Source organism: Caulobacter sp. (assembly GCF_049283275.1).
Taxonomy (GTDB): Bacteria; Pseudomonadota; Alphaproteobacteria; order Caulobacterales; family Caulobacteraceae; genus Caulobacter.
On sequence record NZ_JBAPVS010000367.1, the window covers coordinates 1 to 16,272 of the forward strand.

At 67.2% G+C, this 16,272-nt stretch carries 20 protein-coding genes and 1 tRNA gene; 16 read left to right on the plus strand and 5 right to left on the minus strand.

The window, feature by feature from the left end; genetic code table 11:
• The 7 genes from WAL33_RS20925 to WAL33_RS20955 all read left to right on the plus strand — a co-directional run.
• Positions 1-761, plus strand: a 761-nt coding sequence (locus WAL33_RS20925; protein WP_422183891.1) for a serine hydroxymethyltransferase, incomplete at its 5' end; no start/stop codon positions are given.
• A gap of 32 nt (positions 762-793) precedes the next feature.
• Entirely contained in the window at positions 794-1,267 is a 474-nt protein-coding gene (gene nrdR, locus WAL33_RS20930; RefSeq protein ID WP_056444757.1) for a transcriptional regulator NrdR, read from the plus strand.
• 113 nt (positions 1,268-1,380) lie between these two features.
• A complete protein-coding gene (locus tag WAL33_RS20935; protein ID WP_422183894.1) occupies positions 1,381-1,845 on the plus strand; it encodes a 6,7-dimethyl-8-ribityllumazine synthase in 465 nt (154 codons plus the stop codon).
• On the plus strand, positions 1,842-2,303 hold the full coding sequence (gene nusB, locus WAL33_RS20940; protein ID WP_422183896.1) for a transcription antitermination factor NusB: 462 nt from the start codon (positions 1,842-1,844) through the stop codon (positions 2,301-2,303). Before WAL33_RS20935 ends, nusB begins: the two co-directional genes overlap by 4 nt.
• The gene (thiL, locus tag WAL33_RS20945) at positions 2,212-3,360 is read left to right on the plus strand and encodes a thiamine-phosphate kinase (RefSeq protein WP_422183898.1); all 1,149 of its coding nucleotides are present in this window, start codon (positions 2,212-2,214) and stop codon (positions 3,358-3,360) included. Before nusB ends, thiL begins: the two co-directional genes overlap by 92 nt.
• 44 nt (positions 3,361-3,404) lie before the next feature.
• On the plus strand, positions 3,405-3,932 hold the full coding sequence (locus WAL33_RS20950; RefSeq protein WP_422183900.1) for a hypothetical protein: 528 nt from the start codon (positions 3,405-3,407) through the stop codon (positions 3,930-3,932).
• Positions 3,933-4,177: 245 nt separating this feature from the next.
• Positions 4,178-6,316, plus strand: a complete 2,139-nt coding sequence (locus WAL33_RS20955; RefSeq protein ID WP_422183901.1) for a sodium-translocating pyrophosphatase — start codon at positions 4,178-4,180, stop codon at positions 6,314-6,316.
• Between the two features lie 78 nt (positions 6,317-6,394).
• On the opposite strand, the gene WAL33_RS20960 is transcribed toward WAL33_RS20955, so the two are convergent.
• Positions 6,395-6,763, minus strand: a complete 369-nt coding sequence (locus tag WAL33_RS20960) for a hypothetical protein (RefSeq protein WP_422183903.1) — start codon at positions 6,761-6,763, stop codon at positions 6,395-6,397.
• A gap of 192 nt (positions 6,764-6,955) precedes the next feature.
• Between WAL33_RS20960 and WAL33_RS20965 the strand changes: the two genes are divergently transcribed.
• On the plus strand, positions 6,956-8,740 hold the full coding sequence (locus WAL33_RS20965) for an SLC13 family permease (protein WP_422183905.1): 1,785 nt from the start codon (positions 6,956-6,958) through the stop codon (positions 8,738-8,740).
• A 12-nt stretch (positions 8,741-8,752) separates the two neighbouring features.
• Here WAL33_RS20965 and WAL33_RS20970 read toward each other — a convergent pair whose 3' ends face one another.
• Together WAL33_RS20970 and WAL33_RS20975 are read right to left on the minus strand one after the other, a co-directional pair.
• Positions 8,753-9,325: a response regulator gene (locus tag WAL33_RS20970; RefSeq protein WP_422183907.1), complete on the minus strand. Its 573-nt coding sequence runs from the start codon at positions 9,323-9,325 to the stop codon at positions 8,753-8,755.
• A gap of 171 nt (positions 9,326-9,496) precedes the next feature.
• Entirely contained in the window at positions 9,497-9,982 is a 486-nt protein-coding gene (locus WAL33_RS20975) for an outer membrane protein assembly factor BamE (RefSeq protein WP_422183909.1), read from the minus strand.
• Positions 9,983-10,102: 120 nt separating this feature from the next.
• Here WAL33_RS20975 and WAL33_RS20980 point away from each other — a divergent pair, with 120 nt between their 5' ends.
• The 7 genes from WAL33_RS20980 (at position 10,103) to WAL33_RS21010 (ending at position 14,456) form a co-directional block, all read left to right on the plus strand.
• On the plus strand, positions 10,103-10,633 hold the full coding sequence (locus tag WAL33_RS20980; protein ID WP_422183911.1) for a ubiquinol-cytochrome C chaperone family protein: 531 nt from the start codon (positions 10,103-10,105) through the stop codon (positions 10,631-10,633).
• Complete coding sequence (locus WAL33_RS20985) at positions 10,618-11,175, plus strand: YceD family protein (RefSeq protein ID WP_422183913.1); 558 nt, start codon at positions 10,618-10,620, stop codon at positions 11,173-11,175. The genes WAL33_RS20980 and WAL33_RS20985 overlap by 16 nt, the downstream gene beginning before the upstream one ends.
• A 109-nt stretch (positions 11,176-11,284) precedes the next feature.
• The gene (plsX, locus tag WAL33_RS20990; RefSeq protein WP_422183915.1) at positions 11,285-12,385 is read left to right on the plus strand and encodes a phosphate acyltransferase PlsX; all 1,101 of its coding nucleotides are present in this window, start codon (positions 11,285-11,287) and stop codon (positions 12,383-12,385) included.
• Positions 12,382-13,359, plus strand: coding sequence for a beta-ketoacyl-ACP synthase III (locus WAL33_RS20995; protein ID WP_422183916.1), 978 nt, complete (start codon positions 12,382-12,384; stop codon positions 13,357-13,359). Before plsX ends, WAL33_RS20995 begins: the two co-directional genes overlap by 4 nt.
• Positions 13,360-13,546: 187 nt before the next feature.
• Positions 13,547-13,849: an integration host factor subunit alpha gene (locus WAL33_RS21000; RefSeq protein ID WP_029915189.1), complete on the plus strand. Its 303-nt coding sequence runs from the start codon at positions 13,547-13,549 to the stop codon at positions 13,847-13,849.
• A 13-nt stretch (positions 13,850-13,862) separates the two neighbouring features.
• Entirely contained in the window at positions 13,863-14,294 is a 432-nt protein-coding gene (locus WAL33_RS21005; protein WP_422183918.1) for a MerR family transcriptional regulator, read from the plus strand.
• An 85-nt stretch (positions 14,295-14,379) separates the two neighbouring features.
• Positions 14,380-14,456, plus strand: a tRNA-Pro gene (locus tag WAL33_RS21010).
• Between the two features lie 73 nt (positions 14,457-14,529).
• On the opposite strand, the gene WAL33_RS21015 is transcribed toward WAL33_RS21010, so the two are convergent.
• Together WAL33_RS21015 and WAL33_RS21020 are read right to left on the minus strand one after the other, a co-directional pair.
• Positions 14,530-14,772: a DUF2842 domain-containing protein gene (locus WAL33_RS21015; protein WP_422183920.1), complete on the minus strand. Its 243-nt coding sequence runs from the start codon at positions 14,770-14,772 to the stop codon at positions 14,530-14,532.
• A complete protein-coding gene (locus WAL33_RS21020) occupies positions 14,769-15,032 on the minus strand; it encodes a GlsB/YeaQ/YmgE family stress response membrane protein (RefSeq protein WP_422183921.1) in 264 nt (87 codons plus the stop codon). Before WAL33_RS21020 ends, WAL33_RS21015 begins: the two co-directional genes overlap by 4 nt.
• Positions 15,033-15,174: 142 nt before the next feature.
• On the opposite strand from WAL33_RS21020, the gene WAL33_RS21025 reads away from it, so the two are divergent.
• Entirely contained in the window at positions 15,175-16,206 is a 1,032-nt protein-coding gene (locus tag WAL33_RS21025; protein WP_422183922.1) for a COX15/CtaA family protein, read from the plus strand.
• Positions 16,207-16,272 lie beyond the last annotated feature (66 nt).

Below are 16,272 nucleotides of genomic sequence, written 5' to 3' on the forward strand. Positions count from 1 at the left end.
TGATCATCGCCGGCGGCAGCGCCTATAGCCGGGTGATCGACTTCGCCAAGTTCCGCCAGATCGCCGACAGCATCGGCGCCTATCTGATGGTCGACATGGCCCACTTCGCCGGCCTGGTGGCCGGCGGGGCCTATCCCAGCCCCATTCCCCACGCCCACGTGGTCACCACCACCACCCACAAGACCCTGCGCGGGCCGCGCGGCGGCATGGTGCTGACCAATGACGAAACCATCATCAAGAAGGTCAATTCGGCGGTGTTCCCCGGCCTGCAGGGCGGTCCGCTGGAACACGTGATCGCCGCCAAGGCCGTGGCCTTCGGCGAAGCGTTGCAGCCGGCGTTCAAGGCCTATGCCCAACAGGTGATCGACAACGCCCGGGCGCTGTCCGAGGCGCTGCAGGCTCAAGGCGTCAACATCGTCTCGGGCGGCACCGACAGCCATCTGATGCTGGTCGACCTGCGGCCCAAGGGCGTGACGGGCCGCGACGCCGAGCACAGCCTCGAGCGCGCCCACATGACCTGCAACAAGAACGGCGTGCCCTTCGACACCGCGCCGTTCACGGTGACCTCGGGCATCCGCCTGGGCACGCCGGCCGGCACCACCCGCGGCTTCGGCGCGGCCGAGTTCACCCGCGTGGGCCAATTGATCGGCGAGGTCGTCAACGGGCTGGCGGTCAACGGTCCTGACGGCAACGCCGAGGTCGAGGCCAAGGTGCGCGAGGAAGTCCTGGCCTTGACGGCTAGGTTCCCGATCTACAACTAATAGGCCAGTCGCGGTCGGGAGGGCCCTAGATCATGCGTTGCCCGTTCTGCGGCCACATGGAAAGCCAGGTCAAGGACAGCCGCCCTTCGGAAGACGGGGCGGCGATCCGTCGTCGCCGGCTGTGTCCGGAGTGCGGCGGCCGCTTCACCACCTTCGAGCGGGTGCAGCTGCGCGAGCTGACCATCCTCAAGCGTTCGGGCCGGCGCTCGCCGTTCGATCGCGAGAAGCTGGTCCGCTCGATCTCGATCGCCACCCGCAAGCGCCCGGTCGATCCCGAGCGGGTCGAGCGGATGGTCAACGGCATCGTTCGCCAGCTGGAAAGCCAGGGCGAGACCGAGCTGCCGTCCTCGGCGGTGGGCGAGATGGTGATGAAGGCGCTAAAATCACTCGATGACGTCGCCTATGTCCGCTACGCCTCGGTCTATCGCGATTTCCGGGAAACTAGCGATTTCGCAAAGTTTCTAGGGCAGGAAGGTCTGAGCGACGTCGCCGAAGACGAGCTATAGGCGCATTCTATGATTTGGTTTCGGCGGCGAGACCGCTGGAACTGCGATTCGATTTGGCCACGGCGCCGTTTGGTGCGAAGTGACCGATCCTATCGAGGAGAATTCGAAGGACTATGGTGGAAGACAAAATTCGCCTGCTGATCGTGGAAGCCCGGCGCTATTCGGGGCTTTCCGACGCCTTGCTGCAAGGCGCGGCGCAGGCGATCGACGCCCAGGGCGCCGAGTACGACGTGATCACCGTGTCCGAGGCGATGCAAATCCCGACCGCGATCGCCTTGGCCGAGGAGGCCGGCAACCGGCCCGTCGGCGTGCGCTATGACGGGTTCGTGGCGCTGGGCGTCATCATCCGGGGTGAGACCTACCATTCCGAAATCATGGCCAACGAGACCGCGCGCGGGCTCAACGACCTGTCGTTCGGCAAGCGCCTGGCCATCGGCTACGGCGTGCTGACAGTCGACGAGGAAGACCAGGCCTGGAGTCGGGCGCGGGTCTCGGAAGGCGATCGCGGCGGCAAGGCCGCCCAGCAATGCCTGGAGATCGTCGGCTTGAAGCGTCAGCTCGCGGGACAGGCGCGATGAGCCGCGGCGATCGCATCCAGCCGCGTTCGGTGGCCCGCCTGGCCGCCGTCCAGGCCCTCTACCAGATGGAAGTCTCCGGTGTCGGCGTCGACGCGGTGGTCCGCGAGTTTTCCGAGCACCGCTTCGACCGCGCCGTCGACGGGCCGGACGGCGATCACCTGGCCCAGGCCGACGAGACCTTTTTCGCCGACCTGGCCAAGGGCGTCGTCGCCCATCAGGCCGGCATTGACCAGGCCATCGTCAAGCGCCTGGCCTCGGGCTGGAAGCTGGAGCGCCTGGACGCCACGGCCCGCGCGGTCCTGCGTTCGGGGGCCTATGAGCTGATGCACAGGCCTGACGTGCCCAAAGAGGTCGTGATCGACGAATATGTCGAGATCGCCAAATCGTTCTTCGAGGGACCGGAATCCGGTTTCATCAACGGCGCCCTGGACGCTATCGCGCGTGACGCCAGAAGCTGACGACGATTGGTTCGACGAACCGACGGCGCAAGCGCCGGCGGTCGATGACGCGTGGTTCGACGAGGCCGCGACGCCCGCCGCCGCGCCGCCTGTCGACGAGTTCGGCCTGATCGAGCGGTTGATGCGGCCGTTGACCCGTGGCGACCAGGCGGCGCTGTCCTTGCTGGACGACGCGGCCGTGCTGCCCTCGCGCCCCGGTTACGACCTGGTGATCACCAAGGACGCCATGGTGGCCGGCGTGCACTTCCTGGCCGGCGAGGATCTGGACGTGGTGGCCAAGCGGCTGCTGCGCACCAATCTCTCCGACCTGGCTGGCAAGGGCGCGGTTCCTTACGGCTACTTCCTGGCGGTGGGCTGGCCTTCGGGCACCACCCTGACCGACCGCGAGACTTTCGCGAGGGGCCTGGCCGAGGACGGCGAGCTTTACGACATCAGCCTGCTGGGCGGCGACACGGTCGCCACCTCGGGCCCTATGGTGGTCTCGGCCACGCTCCTGGGCTGGGTGCCCAGCGGCGACGCCGTGCTGCGCAAGGGCGCGCGCGTCGGCGATCGGCTGATGGTCTCCGGCACCATCGGCGACGGCTGGCTGGGCCTTCTGGCCCACTGGGGCGAGGTCGAGGATCCCGACGGCGGCCTGGTGCGCCGCTATCGCCTGCCGCCGCCGCGCCTGGCCATCCGCGACGCCCTGCGCGCCTATGCCCGTGCGGCCGCTGACGTTTCCGACGGCCTGCTGGCCGACGCGGCTCACGTGGCCAAGGCCAGCGGCCTGCGGGTCAAGGTCGATCTGGACCGCCTGCCGCTGTCGCCCGGCGCCCGTCATTGGCTGGGCGCTCAGCCGGAAGCCGGCGAGGCGCGGATGTCGCTGGCTTCAGGCGGCGACGACTACGAGATCGTCTGCGCCGTCGATCCCACCGACGTGGCCGCCTTCCAAGCCGCCGCCATGGCCGCCGGCGTCCCCGTGCGCGACATCGGCGAGTTCGTGGAAGGCGAGGGGATTTGCGCCCTGTTCAAGGGCAAGGACATTACGCCTGAACGGCTGGGCTGGCTGCACGGCTGAGGCCAGTAGCAAAACCTCAAGCCTTCCCGGCTAAACCAATGGACATGACCCGTCCGTTGCTCACCTCCCGCCGCGTCCTGCTGACCGCTTCGCTGGCTCTGCTGGCGACGCCGGCCTTCGCCAACTCGGCTAAGAAAGAGAAGAAGGGCGGCAAGGAAGGCGAGGAGGAAGCGCCCGATCCGGTGATCAAGCTGCAGTCGATGGTCCTGCCGGTCATCGTCGGCGGCAAGCTGATCAACTACGTCTTCGTGCAGATGACCATCACCTTGAAGCCCGAGGTGTCGACCACGGTCTTTGACGACAAGGAGCCGCACCTTCGCGACGCCATCGTTCGCCAGGCCCACAGCAAGCCGTTCGTGCGCCCCGACAGCTATGTCGCCCTCGACGAGGCCCGCCTGAAGGCCGCGGTCCTGCGCGAGACCAACGGCCTGATCGGGCCGGGCAAGGTGGCGCTGGTGACGGTGGTCAAGCAGACGCCGCGCAACTTCGTCGCGCCGCCGCCCAAGCCCGACGCCAAGGCCAAGCCGGCGCCGCCCCGCGAGCCCGAAGGCGACCCCAATCTCGTCCCCTAGGCAGGCCAGGCCTGCGATCTCGGTTCAGGCCTAAGTGAACGCCATTCCCGCAATCGGTTGACACCCGCCGGTCATTTGGCACTGTCCTGCCCTTGGCGTCGTCATGACGCCATCAGGGAGCATCGAGGGGGAATGAGGCCATAGGCCCGCCCGTCGCGTGCGGCCGGGGGCGGTCTTTTCTGATCGTAGTCCTGTCGAGGCGGCGACCCTCTCGTGATTTGAACGCGAAAGAGGGCGACTTACCCATGAGTTCTTGGCTTTACGTGGCCATAGGGGCCGGACTGCTGGCGGTGCTGTACGGCGCCGTGCAGACGGCGTCTCTGATGCGGGCTTCGCCCGGCAATGCGAAGATGCAGGAGATCGCCGCGGCGATCCAGGAAGGGGCCCAGGCCTATCTGAACCGCCAATATACGACGATCGCCATCGTCGGGGTGGTGGTCATCGCCCTGCTGACCTTCTTCTTCAAGTCGTGGGAGCAGCCGGTCGGCTTCGCCCTGGGCGCGATCCTGTCGGGCGCGGCCGGCTTCGCGGGCATGCTGATCTCGGTGCGCGCCAACGTCCGCACCGCCCAGGCTTCGTCCGAGAGCCTGGCCAAGGGTCTGTCGATGGCCTTCACCTCCGGCGCCGTGACCGGCATGCTGGTGGCGGGCTTCGCCCTGATCGGCGTGGCCGGCTACTTCGCCGTGCTGCTGAAGACGGGCCATGCGGGCACCGACCGCGTGGTGGTCGATTCGCTGGTCTCGCTGGGTTTCGGCGCCAGCCTGATCTCGATCTTCGCCCGTCTGGGCGGCGGCATCTTCACCAAGGGCGCCGACGTGGGCGGCGATCTGGTGGGCAAGGTCGAGGCCGGCATTCCGGAAGATGACCCGCGCAACGCCGCGACCATCGCCGACAACGTGGGCGACAATGTCGGCGACTGCGCCGGCATGGCCGCCGACCTGTTCGAGACCTACGCGGTGACCACGGTCGCCACCATGGTCCTGGCGGCGATCTTCTTCCGCGGCACGGAAGCCGTGTCGTCGATGATGCTGCTGCCGCTGGCCATCTGCGCGGTCTGCATCGTCACCTCGATCATCGGCTCGTTCGCCGTGCGCCTGGGCAAGAAGCAGAACATCATGGGGGCCCTCTATCAGGGGCTGATCGTCACGGGCGTGCTGTCGATCCCGGCGGTCTATTATGTGATCCACCAGCTGGTGCCGACCGCCGTCACGGTGGGCGACCGCAGCTTCGACGCCAACGCCCTGTTCTTCTGCGGCCTGGCCGGCCTGGCCGTGACCGCCGCGATCGTGGTGATCACCGAATACTACACCGGCACCAACTTCCGCCCGGTCAAGTCGGTGGCCCAGGCCAGCGTCTCGGGTCACGGCACCAACGTGATCCAGGGTCTGGCCATGTCGCTGGAGTCCACGGCCCTGCCGGCCCTGACCATCATCGTCGGCATCCTGGTGACGTATAACCTGGCGGGCCTGTTCGGCATCGCCATCGCCACCACCACCATGCTGTCCCTGGCCGGCTTCATCGTCGCCTTGGACGCCTTTGGTCCGGTCACCGACAACGCCGGCGGCATCGCCGAAATGGCCGGCCTGCCGCCGGAAGTCCGCGTCACCACCGACGCCCTGGACGCCGTGGGCAACACCACCAAGGCCGTCACCAAGGGCTACGCCATCGGTTCGGCCGGCCTGGGCGCCCTGGTGCTGTTCGCCGCCTATACCGAAGACCTGAAGTTCTTCTCGGCCCATGCCGAGCCCGGCAGCTTCTTCGAAGGCATGGGTCCGGTGACCTTCGACCTGTCCAACCCCTATGTCGTGGTCGGCCTGCTGTTCGGGGGGCTGCTGCCCTTCCTGTTCGGCGGCATGTCGATGACGGCCGTGGGTCGGGCGGCCGAGGCGGTCGTGGCCGAGGTGCGTCGTCAGTTCCGCGAGAACCCGGGCATCATGACCTATCAGGTCAAGCCTGAGTACGGCAAAGCCGTGGACATCCTGACCAAGGCGGCGATCCGCGAGATGATCGTGCCGTCGCTGCTGCCGGTGGTTTCGCCGGTGGTGCTGTTCTTCGTGATCCAGGCCATCGCCGGCAAGGTCGACGCGTTCGCCGCGCTCGGCGCCATGCTGATGGGCGTGATCGTCACCGGCCTGTTCGTCGCCATCTCGATGACCAGCGGCGGCGGCGCCTGGGACAACGCCAAGAAGGTGATCGAAGAAGGTTTCACCGACAAGGACGGCGTCCTGCATACGAAGGGCGGCGACACCCACAAGGCCGCCGTCACCGGCGACACCGTCGGCGACCCTTACAAGGACACGTCGGGTCCCGCCGTGAACCCGATGATCAAGATCACCAACATCGTGGCTCTGCTGCTGCTGGCGGTTCTGGCCCACGGCGTCTGATCGAACTTCAAGACCCTGACATGACGACGCCCCGGAGGTTTCCCTCCGGGGCGTTTTCATTGGGCAGGATCGAGCGGCTTAGCTGCGGCGACCGTCGTGGCGGCCGTCGTAACGGTCGTTGCGGTCGTGACGGTCGTCGCGATCGCGGCGCTCCCACTTGATCTGGCGGCTCAGGCGATCGAAGCGGGCGTCCAGGTCGGCGCGCTCCCGCATCGACAGGCCGTTCGACCGGCGATAGCTGGTTTCCAGACGGCTGATCGACCGGAATTCGCCGCGCAGGCGCATGGCCTCCGAGCGGGTCAGGGAGCCGTTGCGGACGCCCATGTCGATGCGGTGATCGAGGCTGGCCTGGCGCTGGTTGATCGGCTGCCACGGGGCGGCCTGAGCGGTCAGGGGGGCGGCGGCGACGGACGCCAGGGCGGCCAGGGCGAGAAGAGTGCGCTTCATGATTAGTCTCCGACGATGTTCTGTCGGGCGCCCGACGCGTCCGATGGAGGCCATAAAGCGCCACCCTGGCTGAACGTTCCCGGAGCCTGTCGTTGTCGTGCGTTCATGTGGCGCCGTCGCGGATGAACAGAACCTCGCCGCGACCGTTGTCTGACCGGGCCAGGCTTGTGGCCAAGGGACGGGCGACGACACGTGACATTGCAGCAAGAACTGTCCTTCGGTCTGATCGGCGCGACGGTGCTTTGCTTCATTTGGGGACGCTGGCGCTATGATCTCGTCGCCCTGGGCGCCCTGGCTGTCGGCGTGGTGTCGGGGCTGATCCCGATCAAGTCGGCCTTCGACGGCTTTTCCAACGACATCGTGGTGATCATCGCCAGCGCCCTGGTGCTGAGCGCCGCGATCTCGCGGTCCGGCCTGGTCGACACCCTGATGGCCCCGCTGCTGCCGCACCTGAAGGACGAGCGCACCCAGGTTCCCGTGCTGTCGGCAGTCACGACGCTGCTGTCGATGGTCACCAAGAACGTCGGGGCCCTGGCGCTGATGATGCCCTCGGCCCTGCGCATCGCCCGCACCACCGGCGTGCCGGCGGGACGCCTGCTGATGCCGATGTCGTTCGGCTCGCTGGTCGGCGGCCTGGCCGTGCTGGTCGGCACCTCGCCCAATATCATCGTCTCGGAAGTGCGGCAGGAGGCCTTGGGCCAGCCCTTCGCGATGTTCGACTTCATGCCCGTGGGCGGGACCCTGGCCGTATTGGCGATCCTGTACCTGTCGTTCGCCTATCGCCTGCTGCCCAAGGGTCGCACGGCGGCCATAGACATCGACGCCGCCCTGGCGGCCAACGCCTATGTCACCGAGGTCGAGGTTCCCAAAGGCTGGAGCTTCGAGCAGTCGCGGGTCGCCGACCTGCGCAGGGCGGCGGGCGAGGCGGTGGCGGTGGTGGCCCTGTTGCGGGGGCGTCGGCGGATCGCTTCGCCGCACCCCAACCGCAAGCTGTTGCCGGGTGATGTCCTGCTGCTGGAGGGCCAGCAGCAGGAGCTGAACGAGCTGATCGTCAAGGCCAAGCTGAAGCTGACCGACGCCGACCGCCCCGTCGTGATGGAGGAGCCCACCGACGAGGTGCGGGTGGTCGAGGCGGTGATCGGCGCGGAGTCCGATCTGATCGGTCACACGGCCAAGAGCCTGGCGCTGAACGACACCTATGGCGTCAACCTGCTCGGCGTCAGCCGCGCGGGCTATCGCATGGTCGGCCGTCTGGCCACGGTGCGGATGAAGGCGGGGGACATTCTGGTGCTGCAGGGCGCTGAACAGAAGCTGCCCACGGCCTTGCAGGCGCTGGGTTGCCTGCCGCTGGCCGAGCGAGAGGTGCGGCTAGGAGGCATTCGCCACGCCCTGCTGCCGACCGCTATCCTCGCCGTCGCCATGCTGCTGGTGGCTTTTGGGGTGCTGCCGGTGGCTGGAGGTTTCTTCGCCGCCGCCGTCCTGGTGGTCGCCACCGGCGCCCTTCGGATGCGCGAGGCCTATGCGGCGCTGGACGCCCCGGTGCTGGTGCTGGTGGCCGCCCTGATCCCGGTCAGCGACACGGTGCAGGCCAGCGGCGGCACCGACCTGATCGCTGGATGGCTATCGGGCGCGTTCCACGGCCTGCCGCCGCTGCTGACCCTGACCGCCATGATGGCGGTGGCCATGGCGGCCACGCCGTTCCTGAACAACGCCGCCACGGTGCTGATCGTCGCCCCGATCGGCCTGGGCCTGGCCAAGCACCTGGGGCTGAGCCCCGACCCGTTCCTGATGGCGGTGGCGGTGGGAGCCGGGTGCGACTTTCTTACGCCGGTGGGCCACCAGTGCAACACACTGGTGCTGGGGCCGGGCGGCTACCGGTTCGGCGACTACGCCCGGCTGGGCGCGCCGCTCACCGTGTTGATACTGGTCGTGGCGCCCAGCCTGATCGTCCTGTTCTGGCCGTTCGCAGGCGGCTGATGGCCGCGTGGATCAGTAGATGTCTTCCGGATCCAGCATCGGCTCGGGATCGACCTGGCCGTTGGCGTCGGTGAAGACTTTCGTGGCGGCGGTCTCGACGACGCCGCGCCGCTCCTGGCCGATGTAGTCGTGATCGATCTTGCGGCGGCGGCATGGGCCGAAATAGGCCCCGACGCGGACGAATTCGCGCGGGTTGTTGATGACTTCATTGACCCGATGCAGCACGCCGCGTGCGTTCAGGGGCTTGGCCAGGAATTCGGTGACCCCGGCCATGATCGCTTCGTCGAGGCTGGCGCGGGTGGCGTGGCCGGTGATCATGATGATCGGGACGTAGGGATTGCTGCTGGCCGGCGAGGTGCGCACCCAGCGAATGAACGCCAGGCCGTCGACCGGCTGCATCATCAAGTCGGTGAAGACGATGTCGATTTCGCGCTCGGTGAAGATCTTCAGCGCTTCGACGCCGTCGTTGGCCTCCAGGATCTTTCGGATGCCCAGCGATTTCAGGATCGTTCCGATGATCTCGCGCATCGGCGCGTTGTCGTCGACGATGAGCACCGTCAAAGGACGCAGATCGGGCGCGCTCAAGGTCATCCCCCCGGAAAAGTCGCGGCGTCGCGATACGCTGCCGCAGCCTTACTCCGGAGATTGCGGGACTCGTCGTTTAGAAACCGTTGACGACGAGGCAATTTGTCGCGGAGTTTCAGCCGCTTGCGCTTAAAGGGATTGTGCTGGGCCGAACTCTACCTTGGGGAAGGCCTAGCGCCGATCCTGCGGGCGGTTGCCGGGGCTCTCGTCGTCCTGCGGCAGCATTCCGCCGCGGCCGACGTTGCCCAGAAGCTGCTCGAGGATGGTCATTTCGCGACCGCGGGTCGGGGTCTCGTGGCCATTGTAAGCGATGACCTTGCCGTCCTTCAGCGTGTAGGTGGCGACCGAGGCGACCTTTTCGTCGGCGGGATTGAAGGTGATCGCCACCACGTCGCGCTTGATCACGCGCGGCCTGTAGAAGGCCACCCGGTCGGTGGTCTGCGAGATATAGTACCAGGCGTTCTGATCGAAGGTCGACGTGGCCGAAGGCGAGCCGAGCTTTTCGGTCACAGTCGACTTGCTGTCCTCGCCGATCTTCATCTCGGCGGGCTTGGCTTCGATGGCCTGGAAGCCCGAATAGCTCGTCAGCGGCGTACAGCCTCCGGCGACGGCGGCGAGGCCGATGACGGCGGCGGCGAGAACGGCAGGACGAAACATTGAGGCTCCGGAACCTAAACAGGCTGACTTTGACCTATCGCCCGCGCGGGCTTAGTTCAATGGTCCGCGTGGATTGAACGGCTAACTAGTTCGGCGTCGCGGCGAAATCGAGGCGAAGTGATGTTTCTGAACCGGCTGTTCAAACCCAGGCCCGCCAAGACGGCAGGGGGCAAGCTCTATGCCTCGGCGGCGGCGCAGGCCCGTTCGCCGGTCTTCTATGCCCAGATGGGCGTGAACGACACGATGGAGGGCCGGTTCGAGCTTTTCACCCTGCACGTGGCGCTGCTGCTGGAGCGGCTGAAGGGGCAGGGTGAGTCGGCGGCCGAGGTCTCGCAGGAGACTTTCAACGCCTACACGCACGGCCTGGACGACGCTTTCCGCGAGATCGGGGTCTCCGACACCGCCGTCGGCAAGAAGATGAAGAAGCTGGTCGGCGCCGCCTATGGCCGCCTCAAGGCGTTCGACGAGGCGGCCGGCGCCTTGCCCGACCGCGCCGTGCTCAGCGCCGCCCTGGCCCGAACCGCCTTCGAGGAGCGAGGCGAGGGCGACTTGGCGGCCTTGACCGACTATGTGGTGGCCGCGCGCGACCGACTGGCGGCTTTGCCGCTCGAGACCCTGCTTCAAGGAGAGGCCCAATGGCCGAAGGCGTGATCGATTCCTGGCCCAGCACGGTCACCCTGGGCCGGGTGAGCCGCGGCGGCGTTGATCTGCGATTCGAACTGGAAGAACCCGCGCTTCGGGAGATCGCCAAGACCCTGGGCCTGGTTTCGCTGGAATCGCTGACCGCCGAGGTCTTCCTGCGGCCCTGGATGGACGGCGCAGAGGTTTCGGGCCTGATCCGGGCCCGGGTGACCCAGGTGTGCAGCGTCTCGGCCGACGAGTTCGAAGAGCCGATCGAATCGCGGTTCAGCGTCCACGTCCTGCCGGCCGACAGCGAATACGCGCCTCCAGACGATGACGCCGGCGGCGAGTTGGGCCTGGATCCCGAGGGCGACGATCCGCCCGACGTGCTCGAGGGCGAAACCATCGACGTCTCCGCCTATGTGATCGAGCACCTGGCCTTGGAGCTGGATCCGTTCCCCCGCAAGCCGGGCGCGGTGTTTCAGCCGCCGCCAGAGCCAGTGGACCTTTCTCCCTTCGCCGCCCTGAAAAAGCTGAAGAACGACCCCGACGCCGGAGGGGAAGGGGCCTGAAATGGCGGAGTCCTCGCGCTTGCGTGATATTCTTGCGGCTGTATCGTCCCGCCGCCTTGCCATCACCCTTGAATGGGCGGTGCGCCGCTACAGGAGCCGTTAGCGCCTCGTGCCTCAACTTGTAGTCATTTCGATCGACGCCATGGGCGGGGATCACGGTCCGTCCGTGATCGTTCCCGCCGTGGCGCTCGCCGCCAAGAGCCTTCCCGACGTCCGCTTCCTGCTGCATGGCGACGAGGTCCAGCTGAACGCTCAGTTGGCCAAGTCCCCCGCCGCCCGCGCCGTCAGCGAGGTGCGCCACACCGACAAGGCCATTTCGATGGAGGAAAAGCCCGCCCAGGCCATGCGTCGGGGCAAGGGCACCAGCCTGTGGAACGCGGTCGAGGCCATCCGGGCCGGTGAAGCCGCCGCCTGCGTCTCGGCCGGCAACACCGGCGCCCTGATGGCGATCTCCAAGCTGATCCTGCGCATGGGCGCCAATCTGGAGCGGCCGGCGATCGTGGCCAGCTGGCCGACGATGCGCGGCGTCTCGGCCGTGCTAGACGTCGGCGCCAATGTCGAAAGCGACGCCAAGCAGCTGATCGAATTCGCGATCATGGGCGCGGCCTTCCACCACGCGGTGCATGGTTCGGAGCGCCCGACCGTGGGCCTGCTCAATGTCGGGTCCGAGGACCAGAAGGGCCATGAGGAGGTGCGCGAGGCGCACGCCATCCTCAAGGAAACCAAGCTGGACTTCGATTATCGCGGCTTCGTCGAGGGCACCGACATCGCCAAGGGCACCGTCGATGTGGTCGTCACCGACGGCTTCACCGGCAATGTGGCCCTGAAGACCGCCGAGGGCCTGGCCCGGTTCTTCGCGGCCGAGATCAAGTCGACCCTGACCTCCGGCCCGCTGGCCATGCTGGGGGCCTTGATCGCCTCGGGCGCGCTGTTGAAGATGCGCCGGCGTCTGGATCCTGGCCGGGTCAACGGCGGCCCGCTGCTGGGCCTCAACGGCATCGTGGTCAAGAGCCACGGCGGGGCGGACGCTGTCGGCTACGCCTCGGCCATCCGCGTGGCGGTCGATCTGGCCCGCAGCGACTTCTCAGCCGAGATCGACCGCAATCTGAAACGCCTGACCGAAACCGGCCTTGCATCCGGTGCAGATGAAACGGCCATTCCCAGCAATGGGGGCGCGTCGGGCGCCGAGGGCCAGGGAGCTTCCGAGTGAGCGTAATTCGTAGCGCCGTCACCGGCGTCGGGGCCTATCTACCGGACAACATCGTCACCAACGACCAGTTGGCCCAGACCGTCGACACCAGCGACGCCTGGATCGTCGAGCGCACGGGCATTCGCCAGCGCCACATGGTGGCCGACGACCAGCCGGTCTCGGACCTGGCCTTCCGCGCCGCCCAGCAGGCGCTGGAGCGGGCCGGCAAGACCGCTGCCGACGTCGACCTGATCATCGTGGCCACCACCACGCCGGACATGACCTTTCCGGCTGTCGCCACCATCGTCCAGCGCAAGCTGGGCGCGCCGGTCGGCATCGCCTTCGATATCCAGGCCGTCTGCTCGGGCTTCGTCTATGCGCTCAGCGTCGCTGACGGCTTCGTGGCCCGCGGCCACGCCAAGTGCGCCCTGGTGATCGGGGCCGAGACCATGACCCGGCTGATGGACTGGACCGACCGCGGCACCTGCGTGCTGTTCGGCGACGGCGCCGGCGCCGTGGTGCTGGAGCCGCGCGAAGGGCAGGGGACCACGGCCGACCAGGGCGTGCTCGGTTTCGCCCTGCGCGCGGACGGCACCAAGCAGGAGCTGCTCTATGTCGACGGCGGTCCGTCGACCACGGGCACGGTCGGTAAGCTGCGCATGCTGGGCAATCAGGTGTTCAAGCACGCGGTGATCAACATTTCCGAGGCGATCCACGCCGCCGCCGAGGCCGCGCATGTGACGATCCCCGAGGTCGACTGGTTCATCCCGCACCAGGCCAACCAACGGATCCTGGCCGGTGTCGCCCATCGGGTGGGCATCGACGAGGACAAGGTGATCTCGACCGTCGCCCTGCACGCCAACACCTCGGCCGCCTCGATCCCCCTGGCCCTCGCCCAGGGCGTAGCCGACGGCCGGATCAAGCCGGGCCAGCTGCTGCTGCTCGAGGCGATGGGCGGCGGGCTGACCTGGGGCGCCTGCGTTCTGCGACTTTAAGGCCAAGCTTGGCTTTTTGGACCGCTAGCTTGCGCTATCGTCTCAAGTCTTGGCGCTCAGCCTTTGACTCCATGCGATAATCACGGCATGCAGGCTTGAGTTGATGAGAGCGCGTTGCAGAAACACGGGGCTCCGCCTTGTCGGACGCGGGCGCTTTAGGTTTGTCAATCAAGCGTAAGGGGGCGTCATGAAAGGCGCGACATTGACCCGGGCCGATCTCTGCGAGGCGGTCCACGAAGAAGTCGGTCTGACCCGCCAGGACTGCGCGGGCCTGGTCGAACGCACCCTGGATCTGGTCGCCGAGGCGCTGGAACAGGGTGAGACGGTCAAGCTTTCCGGTTTCGGCGTCTTTCAGGTTCGCGACAAGCGGGCCCGCATGGGCCGCAATCCCAAGACCGGGGAGCCCGCCGAGATCGAGCCCCGCCGGGTGATCGGTTTCCGGGCCTCGCAAGTCATGAAGGCGCGAATCGATCGCGCCTTGGGCGGCTAAGGGAAATCATGCGGTGGCGAAGGGGCCCAACGCCTTCCGCACGATTTCAGAAGCCGCCGAGGAGCTGGGCGTGCCGCAGCACGTCCTGCGCTTCTGGGAAACCAAGTTCTCGTTCATTCGCCCGATGAAGCGGGCCGGCGGGCGGCGGTTCTACCGCCCGCAGGACATCGCCGTGCTGAGCGGCGTGCGCGCCCTGCTGCACGCCGAGGGCTACACCATCAAGGGCGTGCAGAAGCTGCACCGCGAACAGGGCCTGACCCACGTGATCGCGGCCGGCCTTGGCGACAACGGCTCGGCCGCGCTGGGGGGGCTGACCGACGCCTCGGCGGCCGATTCGTTTCCGCGGGGCGAACTGGGCAAGGAGGCGCGGGACCGATTGGTCATTGCGCTGGACGACCTGCAAGTTGTCAAAGCCCGGCTGGACGGGCTTTTGCGCGGGCTCTGAAGCCGGCTTCAAATCCCCCGGAATTCACCGAGAAATCCCATTGCCCCCGGCAAGACCCGCACCTATAAGGGCGCTCCTTCCGGATCGGAGCGTGGCGCAGCCTGGTAGCGCACTTGACTGGGGGTCAAGGGGTCGCAGGTTCGAATCCTGTCGCTCCGACCATTCCTCCCTTGTGGAGAATGAGACCGGAAGAATGGAAAGGCCGCCCTCCGGGGCGGCCTTTTTCGTTTTGGCTTCAGCGCCCGACCGGCTTGTCCGCCTTGCCCATCCACGACATCAGCGGCATCAGCGGCAAACCCCAGCCCATGCCCGCGACCACGAAGTAGATCAGGTGCACGGCGCGGTTCATGGGCAGGACGTCGTAGAGGCTGGTGAAGGCCCAGATCCAGGCGGCCAGGAACACCAGGATGCCGATCCCGCCGATAAGCTTGCGCACTCTTGCGGGAATTTGGCGGGCGGGAATGAGGGGAGCGCTCAAGCGGGTCTCCGAAAGATGCTCGAAACAATGCCGAGGACGGCCAGGAAGAAGATCGCGCCCGCGCTGGAAACCAGCAGACTGCCGAGGAAGCCGTCGAAGTGCAGGCCCAGTCGCTGGGCGACGAAGGTTCCGATGAACGAACCGACGACACCGATCAAGAGCTTGGTGAACAGCGCATGGTGGCGGAGCAGCACCAGGTCGGCCACCCAGCCGGCCAGGATGCCGATGACCACGGCCACGAACACGCCAACGCCACTCATCGATACGCTCCAACCTCCAGCACCCGCGCATCATCGCACGCCGCGTTCCAGGCGTCATGGGACCATGGACGAAGGGGCGCATCGGGCGTAGGGCAGGGCCTCGCCTTATTCACGCCCTCAACTGACGTTCTTTCCGGCTGTCATGACGTCCTTCTTGCGTTCCGATCGTTCAAGTCCCGTAGCCGTCTGGCTGTTCGTCGTGGCCTTGCTGGTGTTTGGCATGGTGGTGGTCGGGGGCGCGACGCGCCTGACCGACTCGGGCCTGTCGATCACCCAGTGGAAGCCGATCATGGGCGCGCTGCCGCCGATGTCGGACGAAGCCTGGCGCGCCAACTTCGAGCTCTACAAGAAAATCCCGCAATACAGGCTGGTGAACGCCGGCATGACGCTGGAGGCCTATAAGGGCATCTTCTGGTGGGAATGGGCGCACCGCTTGCTGGGCCGGCTGGTCGGGGCGGCGTTCGCCATCCCCTTCGTGTTCTTCCTGGTCCGCCGGATGATCCCGCGCCGCCTGATCTGGCGCTGCGCCGTGCTGTTTGGCCTGGGCGGCCTGCAGGGGCTGGTCGGCTGGTGGATGGTGTCCAGCGGCCTGTCCGAGCGGGTCTCGGTGGCCCCCGAACGCCTGATGATCCACCTGGGCCTGGCCCTGATCCTGTTCGTCGCCCTGGTGTGGACCGCCCTGGACGCCTGGTCCGGTTCGCCGCGCATCGAGGAGCGCACCGACTGGCGCGGCTGGGCCCTGGCGTTCCTGGGCGCGGTGTTCTTCCAGAGCCTGCTGGGCGCCCTGGTGGCCGGCAACGACGCGGGCCTGGTCTACAACGACTGGCCGCTGATGAACGGCGCGCTGATCCCGGCCGAATACGCCGGCCATGGCTTCTGGGGCACGCTCGCCCACAGCCAGGGCGCGGTGCAACTTCACCACCGGCTGATGGCCTACGCCCTGTTCGTGGCCGCCATCGTCATCGGCGTGGCCGCGACCCGGTCACGACGCTTGCCGGACGAGGCCAAGGTGACGGCCTTCGTGCTGGTCGGCGTGGTCTGCCTGCAGGCGGGGCTCGGGATCTGGACCCTGATGGCGAGCGTGCCGCTGGTCCTGGGCGTGCTGCACCAGGCCGGGGCGGCGATCCTGCTGGCCACGGCGACGGCCTTCGCCTGGCGGGTCAGAAGGCCCTAAAACGCCTTTCGTCCTTCGAGCCGCGGGCGAGCCTCGAAGGACACAGGGCTTTTGCGGCGACCGCTC